15 protein-coding genes are annotated in these 12330 nt (G+C 70.1%); 11 read left to right on the top strand and 4 right to left on the bottom strand.

What is annotated here, in order from left to right:
• Positions 1–129: 129 nt before the first annotated feature.
• Positions 130–936 (bottom strand): class I SAM-dependent methyltransferase, encoded by an 807-nt coding sequence (locus ABD858_RS07755; protein ID WP_345035431.1) that lies wholly within the window; start codon positions 934–936, stop codon positions 130–132.
• Between the two features lie 374 nt (positions 937–1310).
• Between ABD858_RS07755 and rpsA the strand changes: the two genes are divergently transcribed.
• The 4 genes from rpsA to ABD858_RS07735 all read left to right on the top strand — a co-directional run bounded on the left by rpsA (position 1311) and on the right by ABD858_RS07735 (position 4961).
• Positions 1311–2798 (top strand): 30S ribosomal protein S1, encoded by a 1488-nt coding sequence (gene rpsA, locus ABD858_RS07750; protein ID WP_345035430.1) that lies wholly within the window; start codon positions 1311–1313, stop codon positions 2796–2798.
• Positions 2799–2957: 159 nt separating this feature from the next.
• Positions 2958–3896 carry a PAC2 family protein gene (locus ABD858_RS07745; protein WP_345035429.1) on the top strand — a complete coding sequence of 313 codons (939 nt, stop codon included), beginning with the start codon at positions 2958–2960 and terminating at the stop codon, positions 3894–3896.
• 10 nt (positions 3897–3906) lie between these two features.
• A complete protein-coding gene (coaE, locus tag ABD858_RS07740; protein WP_345035428.1) occupies positions 3907–4530 on the top strand; it encodes a dephospho-CoA kinase in 624 nt (207 codons plus the stop codon).
• Positions 4531–4592: 62 nt separating this feature from the next.
• Positions 4593–4961 carry a tetratricopeptide repeat protein gene (locus ABD858_RS07735; protein ID WP_345035426.1) on the top strand — a complete coding sequence of 123 codons (369 nt, stop codon included), beginning with the start codon at positions 4593–4595 and terminating at the stop codon, positions 4959–4961.
• A 245-nt stretch (positions 4962–5206) separates the two neighbouring features.
• Here the strand turns inward: ABD858_RS07735 and ABD858_RS07730 are convergent, their stop codons facing one another.
• Positions 5207–5890, bottom strand: a complete 684-nt coding sequence (locus ABD858_RS07730) for a hypothetical protein (RefSeq protein ID WP_345035425.1) — start codon at positions 5888–5890, stop codon at positions 5207–5209.
• 156 nt (positions 5891–6046) lie between these two features.
• On the opposite strand from ABD858_RS07730, the gene ABD858_RS07725 reads away from it, so the two are divergent.
• The 5 genes from ABD858_RS07725 (at position 6047) to ABD858_RS07705 (ending at position 9463) form a co-directional block, all read left to right on the top strand.
• Positions 6047–6556, top strand: a complete 510-nt coding sequence (locus tag ABD858_RS07725; protein WP_345035424.1) for a sigma-70 family RNA polymerase sigma factor — start codon at positions 6047–6049, stop codon at positions 6554–6556.
• A gap of 23 nt (positions 6557–6579) precedes the next feature.
• Positions 6580–7227, top strand: a complete 648-nt coding sequence (locus tag ABD858_RS07720; RefSeq protein ID WP_345044338.1) for a zf-HC2 domain-containing protein — start codon at positions 6580–6582, stop codon at positions 7225–7227.
• A 53-nt stretch (positions 7228–7280) separates the two neighbouring features.
• The gene (locus tag ABD858_RS07715; protein ID WP_345035423.1) at positions 7281–7463 is read left to right on the top strand and encodes a hypothetical protein; all 183 of its coding nucleotides are present in this window, start codon (positions 7281–7283) and stop codon (positions 7461–7463) included.
• An 8-nt stretch (positions 7464–7471) separates the two neighbouring features.
• Positions 7472–7813 (top strand): hypothetical protein, encoded by a 342-nt coding sequence (locus ABD858_RS07710; protein ID WP_345035421.1) that lies wholly within the window; start codon positions 7472–7474, stop codon positions 7811–7813.
• A gap of 69 nt (positions 7814–7882) precedes the next feature.
• A complete protein-coding gene (locus ABD858_RS07705) occupies positions 7883–9463 on the top strand; it encodes an IS1182 family transposase (protein ID WP_345044336.1) in 1581 nt (526 codons plus the stop codon).
• Positions 9464–9695: 232 nt separating this feature from the next.
• Here ABD858_RS07705 and ABD858_RS07700 read toward each other — a convergent pair whose 3' ends face one another.
• Positions 9696–9968 (bottom strand): DUF6343 family protein, encoded by a 273-nt coding sequence (locus tag ABD858_RS07700; protein ID WP_345035420.1) that lies wholly within the window; start codon positions 9966–9968, stop codon positions 9696–9698.
• A gap of 101 nt (positions 9969–10069) precedes the next feature.
• Here ABD858_RS07700 and ABD858_RS07695 point away from each other — a divergent pair, with 101 nt between their 5' ends.
• A complete protein-coding gene (locus tag ABD858_RS07695; protein WP_345044334.1) occupies positions 10070–11182 on the top strand; it encodes an ADP-ribosylglycohydrolase family protein in 1113 nt (370 codons plus the stop codon).
• 80 nt (positions 11183–11262) lie between these two features.
• Positions 11263–11943, top strand: coding sequence for a class I SAM-dependent methyltransferase (locus tag ABD858_RS07690; protein WP_345035419.1), 681 nt, complete (start codon positions 11263–11265; stop codon positions 11941–11943).
• Here the strand turns inward: ABD858_RS07690 and ABD858_RS07685 are convergent.
• A complete protein-coding gene (locus ABD858_RS07685) occupies positions 11937–12275 on the bottom strand; it encodes a hypothetical protein (RefSeq protein ID WP_345035418.1) in 339 nt (112 codons plus the stop codon). The two genes, ABD858_RS07690 and ABD858_RS07685, sit on opposite strands and share 7 nt — an antisense overlap.
• Between the last annotated feature and the right edge of the window lie 55 nt (positions 12276–12330).

Below are 12330 nucleotides of genomic sequence, written 5' to 3'. Positions count from 1 at the left end.
GGTGCGGCTCGGGGTTGCCCTCGGTTGCCGGGTGCGTGCTGCCGGTCCGGGGTTGCTGCCGGTTGCGGGTCCCGTTGCCGACCGGGCCCGGGTGTTGTCCTGGGCCGGCTGGTTGCCCCGGCGTCGCGCTCAGTCCCTTTCGCAGACGAAGATCGCCGTGCCGGGGATCAGGCTTCCGCGCAGCGGTGACCAGCCGCCCCACTCCTGGTCGTTCCACTCGGGCCACTCGGGCTCGACCAGGTCGAGCAGTCGGAAGCCGCCGGCCACCACGTCGCGTACCCGGTCGCCGATGGTCCTGTGGTGCTCGACGTACACCGCGCGGCCCTGCTCGTCCTGCTCGACGTACGGCGTACGGTCGAAATAGGAGGCCGAGACGGACAGGCCCTCGGGGCCGGGCTCGTCGGGGAAGGCCCAGCGGATGGGGTGGGTGACGGAGAAGACCCAGCGGCCGCCGGGCCGCAGGACACGCCGTACCTCGCGGAAGACCTCCACCGGGTCGGCGACGAACGGAATCGCCCCGTACGCGGAGCAGGCGAGGTCGAAGGAGCCGTCCCGGAAGGGCAGGGCGGAGGCGTCGGCCTCGACCAGGGACAGGCCTTCGCCACCGATCCGCAGCGCGTGCTGGAGCTGGCGGTGCGAGAGGTCCAGTGCGACCGGCCTGGCGCCCTGCGCGGCCAGCCAGCGGGAGCACTGGGCCGCTCCGGCGCCGATCTCGAGGATGTCGAGGCCCTTCAGGGAGCCGGCGGGCCCGAGCAGCCGGGCTTCCGTCTCGTCGAGCCCTTCGGGCCCCCAGACGAAGCGGTCGTCGCCGAGGAAGCCGCCGTGGTCGCTCTGGTACTCGTCCGCGTTGCGGTCCCACCAGCCCCGGTTGGCCCGGCTGCTCTCCGCGTCCCCCGCGTGACGGCGGGTCGCTTCCGGTTCGTACTCTTGGATCATCGTGCCCGTCGTCGTAGTCTGCGGCTGGATGGTCGGTCTTCACCCGAACAGCCGACACAACGTCGGCGTGCCGAGGGCTTGTTTGAGCCGGTTTCGGGGTTTCTGTCCCGGGTGTGCGCCTTCGCGCATTGACCGTGTCCGGCGGTCCCCGTATGCTACAAGTTGCGCTGCGGGCCTGCGCGCCTCAGACGGAGCAGGCCGCGCTCGCATCTGTTGTATGTCCCCTCGGTTCTCGAGGCGCCTTCCGGCAGTGTCGAAAAAGACACGGTCCGGGCTCGGCGTTTCCTTGGCTGTACGGCTTCTGCAGCTGCGATACGGGCTCTCGGCGTAGCAGTACCTACGACTTTCATGTCCGTACCGGAGCCCTTTCCCACATGACGAGCAGCACCGAGACCACCGCCACCACCCCGCAGGTTGCGGTCAACGACATCGGTAACGAGGAAGCTTTCCTCGCCGCGATCGACGAGACGATCAAGTACTTCAACGACGGCGACATCGTCGACGGCGTCATCGTGAAGGTCGACCGGGACGAGGTCCTGCTCGACATCGGTTACAAGACCGAAGGTGTCATCCCGAGCCGCGAGCTCTCGATCAAGCACGACGTCGACCCGAACGAGGTCGTCAAGGTCGGCGACGAGATCGAGGCCCTTGTTCTCCAGAAGGAGGACAAGGAAGGCCGCCTGATCCTCTCGAAGAAGCGCGCCCAGTACGAGCGTGCCTGGGGCACCATCGAGAAGATCAAGGAAGAGGACGGCATCGTCACGGGTACCGTCATCGAGGTCGTCAAGGGTGGTCTCATCCTCGACATCGGCCTCCGCGGCTTCCTCCCGGCCTCTCTCGTCGAGATGCGCCGCGTCCGCGACCTCCAGCCGTACGTCGGCAAGGAGCTCGAGGCGAAGATCATCGAGCTGGACAAGAACCGCAACAACGTGGTTCTGTCCCGCCGCGCCTGGCTCGAGCAGACCCAGTCCGAGGTCCGCCAGACGTTCCTCACCACCCTCCAGAAGGGTCAGGTCCGTTCCGGCGTCGTGTCCTCCATCGTCAACTTCGGTGCCTTCGTGGACCTGGGTGGCGTCGACGGTCTGGTTCACGTCTCCGAGCTGTCCTGGAAGCACATCGACCACCCGTCCGAGGTTGTCGAGGTCGGCCAGGAGGTCACCGTCGAGGTTCTCGACGTCGACATGGACCGCGAGCGTGTCTCCCTGTCGCTGAAGGCGACGCAGGAGGACCCGTGGCAGCAGTTCGCCCGTACGCACCAGATCGGCCAGGTCGTCCCCGGCAAGGTCACCAAGCTGGTTCCGTTCGGTGCGTTCGTCCGCGTCGACGAGGGCATCGAGGGCCTGGTCCACATCTCCGAGCTGGCCGAGCGCCACGTCGAGATCCCGGAGCAGGTCGTCCAGGTCAACGACGAGATCTTCGTCAAGGTCATCGACATCGACCTCGAGCGTCGTCGCATCAGCCTCTCGCTGAAGCAGGCCAACGAGGCCTTCGGCCCGGACGCCGCGGCCGTCGAGTTCGACCCGACCCTGTACGGCATGGCCGCGTCCTACGACGACCAGGGCAACTACATCTACCCCGAGGGCTTCGACCCGGAGACCAACGACTGGCTGCCCGGCTTCGAGAAGCAGCGCGAGGAGTGGGAGCGCCAGTACGCCGAGGCGCAGGCCCGCTTCGAGCAGCACCAGGCTCAGGTCATCAAGTCCCGCGAGGCCGACGCGGCTGCCGCCGCCGAGGCCGGCGAGGCCGCTCCGGCCGCGACCGGTGGCTCGTACTCCTCGGAGTCCGAGGACACCTCCGGCGCCCTGGCGTCGGACGAGGCCCTGGCTGCCCTGCGCGAGAAGCTGGCGGGCGGCCAGAGCTGAGGCTCCGACCACCGCGGCTGACTGATCGCAGCTGAGAGAGGCCCGCTTCCCTCCCGGGAAGCGGGCCTCCCGCTTTTGTGGCGCCTTTTGTCGCGCGAGAGGGAATGACCCTGCGTGTCCGGGTGTTGTGCCGTACGGATACGAGGAGGGGCGGTAAAAGTGCAGGATCCGCAGGCTTTGTACGAATGGGAGCCGAACGGCCTCGCCGTCGTCGACATGGCGCTCGCGCAGGAATCGGCCGGCCTGGTCATGCTGTACCACTTCGACGGGTACATCGACGCGGGCGAGACGGGTGAGCAGATCGTCGGGAAGCTGCTGGACACCCTTCCGCACCAGGTGGTGGCCCGCTTCGACCACGACAGGCTGATCGACTACCGTGCCCGCCGGCCACTGCTGACCTTCCGGCGCGACCGCTGGACGGCGTACGAGACCCCCGTCCTCGAGGTGCGGCTGGTCCAGGACGCCACGGGTGTGCCGTTCCTGCTGCTGTCCGGCCCCGAGCCCGACGTCGAGTGGGAACGCTTCACCCTCGCCGTCCGCCAGATCGTCGAACGGCTCGGCGTCCGGCTGTCGGTCACCTTCCACGGCATCCCGATGGGTGTCCCGCACACCCGCCCGGTCGGCCTGACCCCGCACGGCAACCGCACCGAGCTCGTGCCGGGCCACCGCAGCCCCTTCGACGAGGCGCAGGTGCCGGGCAGCGCCCAGTCGCTGCTCGAGTACAGGCTCCAGGAAGCCGGACACGACGTGCTCGGGGTCGCCGCGCACGTACCGCACTATCTCGCGCGCTCCTCGTACCCGGATGCGGCCCTGACCGCCCTGGAGGCGATCACCGCGGCCACCGGGCTCGTCCTGCCGGGCGTCGCGCACGCCCTGCGGAACGCGGCGGAGCGCACCCAGACCGAGATCGAGCGCCAGATCGGTGAGGGTGACCAGGAGCTCGTCGCGCTCGTCCAGGGACTGGAGCACCAGTACGACGCCGTCGCCGGTGCCGAGACCCGCGGCAATCTGGTCGCCGAACCGGTCGATCTGCCCTCGGCGGAGGAGATCGGCCGCGAATTCGAACGCTTCCTCGCGGAGCGGGAGGGCGACGCATAGGCTGCCCCTCATGCTGAGAGTTGGCCTGACCGGCGGAATCGGCGCCGGCAAGAGCGAGGTGTCGCGCCTCCTCGATTCGTACGGCGCGGTACTGATCGACGCGGACCTCATCGCGCGTGAGGTCGTCGAGCCCGGGACGCCCGGGCTCGACGCCGTCGTCGAGACCTTCGGCGAGGACGTCCTCACCGACCAGGGCACCCTGGACCGGCCCAAGCTGGGCGCGATCGTCTTCGGCGACCCCGAGCGGCTCGCGGCCCTGAACGCCATCGTCCACCCTCTGGTCCGCGCCCGCTCCACGGAACTGGAGGCCGCCGCGGCGCCGGACGCGGTCGTCGTCCACGACGTCCCGCTGCTCACCGAGAACGGGCTCGCCCCGCTCTACGACCTCGTCGTCGTGATCGACGCGGCCCCCGAGAACCAGCTCGACCGGCTCGTACGGCTGCGCGGCATGACCGAGTCCGAAGCCCGCGCCCGTATGGCCAGCCAGGCCACCCGCGAGCAGCGGCTCGCCGTAGCCGACCTCGTCATCGACAACGACGGCCCCCTGGACGCGCTGGAGCCGCAGGTCCGGAAGGTATGGGCCGAACTGAAGCAGCGAGCCGCGGCGGCCGGAAAGGACTCAGGCCAGGAATAGCCTCGCGGCACACGGCGTTGCAAGCGCGGAGCGAGGGAAAGACCGAGGGAAAGGAGGCGGCCATGCAGGAGCGCTCACCCGAGACCGACGTCATTGCTTTCCGTGCCGCGGAGCAGCTGCTGGCCGCCCGCGACCCACGGGGTGCGATCAAGCTGCTCGACCCGGTCATCGCCGCCCATCCGGAGAGCCGCGCGGCCCGGCTGCTGCGTGCCCGGGCCTACTTCGCGGCCGCCCAGCTGCGCTCCGCCGAGCAGGAGTTCCTGCACATCATCGAACGCGAGCCGGACAACGCCTACGCGCACTTCGCCCTCGCCCGCACCTACGAACGCGCCAACCGCCCGGACCGTGCCCAGCGCCACTTCCGCCTGGCGGCCGCGCTCGATCCGAAGCCCGAATATCTGCGCGCGGCCAAGTTCGACTCGGACGAGTGAAGCGGGGCCGTTCCGCCTCCGCCGGTCCTCTACGCTCCGCTCCGTGCCGCGACCGGAACCCGGCCGTCTCACCGCTTTTCCCCAGCCCCGTCACCTCATGGGCAGTGAAGCCGACGGACCGCTACTCGTCACCCCGAGTGCGTCCCGACCCGGGGGAGTGTTGAAGCTTTCCACGGATCGCATACAAAGCGCCCTGGGGCCGGCCCGAATCGGGCCGGCCCCAGGGCGCAAAGGCGGGGCAGGGCTCAGGCGGCGCTGCCGTTGATGTGGAAGGGCACGGTGACGATGTTGGAGGCGACACCCTGGGCCTTGAGGTCGCGGGCGTCGATCTTGCCGTCGCCGTTGACGTCCTTCACCACGTTGGGGGCGTCGTTGTACACGCCGTCGTGGTTGAGGTCGTCGACCACGGCGACCGTCAGGACGCTGTCGACGTCCTTGCCGGCGATGGAGTCACCGACGATCCAGGTGTCCCAGAGTTCGGTCTTCTCCGAGCTGCGGTCGGTGATGCCCGAGAGGTTGAACAGGTTGGCCAGGTTGGTGCCCGGGCCCGAGAAGCCCGGGCGGACATCGTTGGTGGTGGAGCTGAGAACCACCAGCCCGGGCAGTCGGTCGTCCTGGCCGGTGGAGAAGGTGCCGGGGAAGGGCGCGGTGTTGTTGTGGGTCGCGGGCCCAGTCAGCTGCGGTGCGGTGAAGCCCGTGGCGGCCAGGGGGGTGCCGCGGAAGGTGAGCTTCAAGTCCACGAACCAGCCCTTGCCCTCGACGCCGGCGTTGTCGCGGCGTTCGGGCGCCAGGACCTCCACCTTGATGGGCTTCTCGGTGGAGGCTTCTGCGTGCCGCGCGGTGTCAGCGCCGGCCGAAGCGGAGGCGGCGAATCCCAGGGTGAGTGCGCCTGCGGCACCGGTGGCGAGCATCCAGCCGATCTTCTTCATGGTGTCTCCTTGTCAGGTGGTGTCCTGCCCCGGCGTATACGACCGTTTCCTGGGCCGGGTTCAGCGGGAACCTGTGTGGATTTCCGGTGAACCCTCCGCCGTGGCCTGTCGTACACGCCACTGAGGAGCAGGGCTTACGAAACGAGGACAGCGAGCGTGACGCCGGACGAGCGGGTGATGACCGCGCTGCACACTGAGCACTACGACGTACTGCTCTCCTTCGTGCTGAGGTACGTGCGCAGCCGCGAGCACGCGGAGGATGTGGTGCAGGAGACGCTGCTGCGGACGTGGCGCAACGTGGACCGGTTGCAGCCGAGTTCGGCATCGATCCGCTCCTATCTGTTCACGGCGGCGCGCAATGTGGTGACGGATTCATGGCGCGCCGAGCAGCGGCGTCCGTATACGGTCTGGGATGACGCGGCGATTGCGGCCGTCCCGTCCACCGACGACGTGGAGTCCGCGCTGGAGAGCCAACTGGTCGCCGCAGCGCTGGAACGCCTTTCCCCGCAGCACCGGAGCGTTGTCCAGGCGCTCTACTACGAGGGGCTCACTGTCACCGAGGCCGCGTCGCGGCTCGGAGTTCCGGAGGGCACCGTGAAATCGCGTGCATATTATGCGGTGCGCAATCTGCGAGCCGCATTCGAGGAGATGGGAGCCCTCCAGTGAGTACTGGCCACGATTCCGTGCGCATGCTTCTGGGCGCCTATGTGCTCGGCGGCCTCAGCGAGACCGACCGGCGTTTCGTCGACTCCCATCTGCCCGGCTGCGATGATTGCCGACAGGAACTCACCCGCTCCGCTCCGGTGCCCGGTCTGCTGCGCCGCGCTCCCGGCATGCTCGCCCCGCCGCCTCCGGCTGTGCCCGATCCGGGAGCGGCGGAGGTATCCCTGGACCGGCTGCTGACGCAGGTCCGGAAGGCAGAGACGGCGCGCCGACGCCGAGGGCGGCTGCAGTGGCTGGCGCTGGCTGCGGCGCTGGTGATGGTGGCGGGCCTGAGTGCGGGACTGCTGCTGCGCCCGTCCCAGCCGGAGCCGGGCGGTCCCCCGAGCCAGTTCAGCGCGGCCGCAGGGTATGCGGTCTCCGGGCGGGCCACTCTGACACCCAAGCCGTGGGGCACATCGGTCAGCGTTGTCCTTGCCGACCTGCCCGGGCAGGGTCCGTTCATGCTGCGGGTGGCGGCAGCGGACGGGCGTAGCGAGCAGGCGGCCACCTGGGCCGCCACCCCCGCCGCCGCCGCCACCGTTACCGGCGCCAGCTCCCTGCACCTTCAGGACATCCAGACCGTCTCTGTCCTGGACCGCGCCGGCCACCTTCTGGCCACTACCCGACTATCCTGACCGCACTGGCAGCCATCTCCTGGACGGGTGCGCCCGCGGTCGTCAGCTTCGCCGTGGCCGCCGCCGGGATCGGGGACAGCGCGCGGCTCCGGGGGAATGCGACACAGCTCATCAGCACGCTTCGGCTCGCGATCGACGCGTCCTGCGGGGTGCCCGCCCGGGCCTGGGGACAACTCGCGGCCCAGCTCAACGACTTCCCTCTGCCGCGCGAGGGCTACGACCATCCCGCGGTCTGAACCCGTTCATGGAGGACATCGTGCCCGAACCCGGCGTAGGCCCCGAAGAGTTCGTCACCCCGTACCGTGATCTCGCACATGCGCGCGTACTGAAGACGTCGCTGGAGGTGCTGGCGAACGGTGGCGCCGGGCCGGTGCTGCGGGAGATGGCCCGCGAGGTGCTCGCCGGGCGCCTGGGGCTGCGGGAGGCCATGCACGCCCCGGAGTACGCGGAAGCGCTGGGAGAGCGGGTGCGGGACGTCACCACGGCGTGGGAGCGGTTGCCGGCCGAGGAGCGGGATTGGCAGACCGCGCAGGCGGAGCGGCTGCTCGCGGAGGGCGAGCCGCGGCACGATCGGCCACAGCACTAGAAGACTCATGAAGATCTTGGGTTCTGGCCCCGCCGCGTGAGCGGCGGGGCCAGACTCTTTCTCGTGGTGATGGGGGAATGGGCCGGGGAGACGGTCGGGCCGGATGTGTGGGAGACCTGCCGGGAGTTGATCCCGGCAGGCAGTGTGTTCGCGTTCCTGGCCGAGCATCGCGGCGCGCTGTTCCCGGCGGAGACGTTCGAGGACATGTACCCGTCGGCGAACGGGCGGCCGAGCATGCCGCCGCAGATCCTGGCCGCGGCGATCACGCTGCAGGCCCTTAACGGGCTGTCGGACTTCGAGACGGTCCAGGAGTTGCGGTGTGACCTGAGGTGGAAGGCCGCGTGCGGGCTGGGCCTGCACGACATGGCGTTCGATCCGTCGCTGCTGGCCTACTTCCGGCGCCGGCTGGCCCGCTCGGTGCGGCCGAACCGTGTCTTCGAGACGGTGCGCGAGGTGGTGAAGGCCACCGGTGTCCTCAAGGGCAAGCACCGGCGGGCGCTGGACTCCACGGTGCTGGACGATGCGGTCGCCACCCAGGACACCGTCACCCAGATCATCGCCGCCGTCCGCGCGGTAATTCGCGAGGTCCCCGGGGCCGCTGAGGTGGCAGCCGTGCAGTGCACCGCGCATGACTACAGCGACCCGGGCAAACCAAGGATCGCCTGGAATGACGAGCAGGCCCGCGCCACGCTTGTTGATGCCCTGGTCAGTGACGCGCTCAGGCTGCTCGGGCATCTGCCCGAGCAGGAGCTGGGCGAGAAGGCCGCGAATGCCGTTGGCATCCTGGCCCTGGTCGCCGGGCAAGACGTCGAACCCGCCGAGGACTCCGACGGCCGCGACGGGCGCTGGCGCATCACCCGTGGCACCGCGCAGGACCGGATGGTCTCCACCGTCGACCCCGAGGCCCGGCACATCCACAAAACCCGCACCCACCAGCAAGACGGCTTCAAGGCCCACCTGGCCATCGAGCCGGAGACCGGGTTATACACCGCCGTCGCCCTGCGGCCCGGCAGTGGCCCAGAGCACCACGAGGCCACCGTCGGCCTGGACCTTCTCGCCGAGGAGGACGGGCCGGTGGACGCCTTCGGCGACACCGCCTACTCCACCGGCGAGGCCCGCCAGGCCCTCGAAGACGCAGGGCACCGGCTGTTCCTCAAGCCCGCCCCGCTACGGGCGGCCGTCCCCGGCGGCTTCACCCTGGACGACTTCGCCATCGACACCGCCGCCGCCACGGTGACCTGCCCCGCTGGACACACGGTCCCCCTGTCAGACCCCGGCGGACAGCACCACCAGCGCAAGGCGGCCTTCGGGAAACTGTGCGCCGGATGTCCCCTGCGCGAGCGGTGCACCAAGGCCAAGGCCGGCCGCATCCTGACCATCCGCCCACACCACGACCTGCTCGCAGCCGCCCGCCGCCAGGCCGCTACCGACCCCGACTGGCAAGCCGACTACCGCCGCTGGAGACCACCGGTCGAACGCGCCGTCGCCTGGCTCGTCCACCACGGCAACCGCAAACTCCGCTACCGCGGAACCATCGCCAACGACACCTGGCTCCACACCCGAGCCGCCGCCCTCAACCTCCGCCGACTGATCAACCTCGGACTCACCCGCACCGGCGACACCTGGCACCTCGCCCCGGCCACCGGATGACCAGAAGGGCCGCCCGGCCTCCGGCCGGACAGCCCCTCAACAAGATCTTCATGAGTCTTCTAGGGCGTGTTTCGAAAGTAGCGTCGTCCGCCCGGAGGGCGGGGTCGGGGGCGTCTGGTGCGTGCGATCGCAAGGCGGAGGGAGGAGAGCGCAGCGGGCTGCGCCGACGACCGACAAGCGGCGAGCGTGCGTGCCGGGCGTTCCCGACCAGGCGGGACTTTCGAAACACGCCCTAGCGGCGCCGGGGCGTGCCGTGGTCCGGTTCGTACGGAGGGATGTCGCGGCCGGGCTGCCAGTGCGGTCCTTGCCGCATGTGGTGGACGATCACCGTCATGTCGGTGAGGACGATCAGCATCACGACGCCGCAGGCCGCGGCCCAGCCCGGCCTGCCGGCCAGAGTGAAGCCGACGGTGCCGCCGATCGCCCAGATCAGGCCCCATACACTTAGCGCGAGCCTCATCCGCAGGGCACTGCGCGCGGTGGCGGGTTCATTTCCGGTGCGCATGGCAATCGCCTCTTCCCACTGGTTCTGTACCCGTCTCCGCCGGATCTGATCCGACTGTTTCGCACACCGAGGAGCCGTACGTGGAGAGCCAGTGGGACAGCATGGCCGTGCGCCATGCCCGGGTGAGGGGGTGCCTGCTGGGCGGGGCGATCGGGGATGCCCTGGGCAACCCGGTGGAGTTCCTCTCCCTGGGCGCGATCCGCAGAGCGTACGGGGAGCAGGGTGTCACCGGGCTCGTACCGGACGAGGAGGGGGTCGCCGGGCGGGTCACCGACGACACCCAGATGACGCTGTTCACCGCCGAGGGGCTGATCCGTGCGCACGCCAGGGCCGTCGGCAAGGGCATCGGGGGAGGCGAGACCGCGGCCGTACGGCGGGCGTACATGCGCTGGCTGGACACCCAGAACCACCCCGCGCCGCCCGTCCGCGGCGGGGACGACCTGATCCGTACCGGGTGGCTGCGCGAGCAGCCGTGGCTGTACGCCCGGCGGGCACCGGGGAACGCCTGCCTGACCGGGCTCGCCGCCGGGCACGTTCCGGACCCGCTCGCGCCGCTCGGTGAGCCGGGGCCGGTGAACCCCGGGTCGAAGGGGTGCGGCACGGTGATGCGGTCGGCGCCGTTCGGGCTGACGGGCCGGTCGGCGAAGGGCGCGTTCGAGCTGGCGGCGCGGTGCGCGCAGATCACGCACGGCCATCCGACGGGCTACTACGCGGCCGGGGCGTTCGCCGCGATGATCGCCCACCTGGTGGAGGGGGACGGCCTCGAGGGGTCCGTGCTGCGGGCCATGGACCTGCTGCGCCGCTATCCCGGGCACGAGGAGACCAGCGCCGCCCTGCGCTCGGCCGTGGACCTGGCTCTGGAGGGCGGACGGCCCACCGCCGAGAGGGTGGAGACGCTCGGCGCCGGCTGGGTCGCCGAGGAGGCCCTCGCGATCGCTGTCTACTGCGCCCTGGCGGGCAGGGCCGGCAGCCCGGCGCAGGCACTGCTGCTCGCCGTCAACCACTCCGGCGACAGCGACTCCACGGGCGCGGTCTGCGGCAATCTGCTGGGAGCGGCGCACGGTGACGTGCAACTCCCGCCGCTCTGGCTGGTGTCGACCCAAGGCCGGGCGGTGATCGCGGAGGTGGCCGACGATCTGTGGGCACAGTTCGCGTATGCGTCCTCGGCGTATCCCGATCCGGTGTTCCCGCACGAGCGGTATCCCCACAACTAGCCAGCAATTTTTGCGAGTTGATCGCAGGGTGCGGGAACCGTTCCCGGGGAATGCTTCGTTGGGCGGGCATGGGCGAACCGATGCGTGAGGGATACCACGGGACAGGACCGGGAGCCATCACCCCGGACGGTTGCGCGGTCGAGCTGTACACCCGGCTGCCGGTCGGCGAGGAGCCGGACATCATCGAGGCCGCCGTTCCCGCCGGGGCGAGCATCCTCGAACTGGGCTGCGGCGCGGGGCGGGTGACCCATCCGCTGATCGAGCGGGGCTTCACGGTGACGGCGGTGGACGAGTCGGCCGAGATGCTGGTGAAGGTGCGCGGCGCGCGCACGGTCCGCAGCCCCATCGAGAAGCTGGAGCTGGACGAGACCTTCGACGTGGTGATGCTGGCGTCCTACCTCGTCCACACAGGGGACCACCGGGTGCGCGAGGGGATGCTGCGCGTCTGCCGGCGGTACGTCAGGGACGGCGGCTGTGTGCTGGTGCAGCGCGAGGGCGAGGACTGGCACACCGATGTGCCACGGGAGCGGGACAACGGCGCGGGCGGAATCGTCCGCATCCTCTCCGCCGAACCGGTGGGCGACGGCGTCGACTCCTGTGTGGCGGAGTACGTCTACCCGGACGCCCGGTGGACGCAGACCTTTCTGTCCCGCCCGCTGACGAAGCAGGCGTTCGAGGCGTACCTCGCGGAGGCCGGGCTGGTGGTCGACTCGTATCTGACGGACGACGGCACCTGGGTGCGGGCGCTCCCGGTTCAGTGAACGAAGCTGTAGCTGCGCCAGGGGCCGTATCTCGGCGCCGGAAGGTCGGAGAGGCTGGTGGCCACGTAGGCCGCCTCCCTGCCCTGGCAGGTGCGGTTGGTGTAGACGAGGATGTCGACGAGCGTGCGGTTGGCGAGCGTCGTGGCGCCTGCGGGCCCGAAGTGGTGGCAGCCGCTGACGTACGGATTGCTCACCGTGACGATCCGGGCGGCCTCGGTGGTGTAGGTCAGCGTGCCCACCGCGGTGCGGTTGGTCGAGCAGCCCGCGATGCCGAGTGTCAGGAGCACGGCTCCCAGGGCGACGCGCAGGCGTCGCTGACCGGACACGTACATGGCGATCCCCGTCCGCTGTGTGTGAGGCGTACGTCCCCACCCTGCCGCCCGCCCG

The organism is Streptomyces sannanensis, assembly GCF_039536205.1.
GTDB classification, from domain to species: Bacteria; Actinomycetota; Actinomycetes; order Streptomycetales; family Streptomycetaceae; genus Streptomyces; species Streptomyces sannanensis.
The sequence above is the reverse complement of the archived record's forward strand: the minus strand, read 5'-3'. Positions and strand labels throughout refer to the sequence as shown.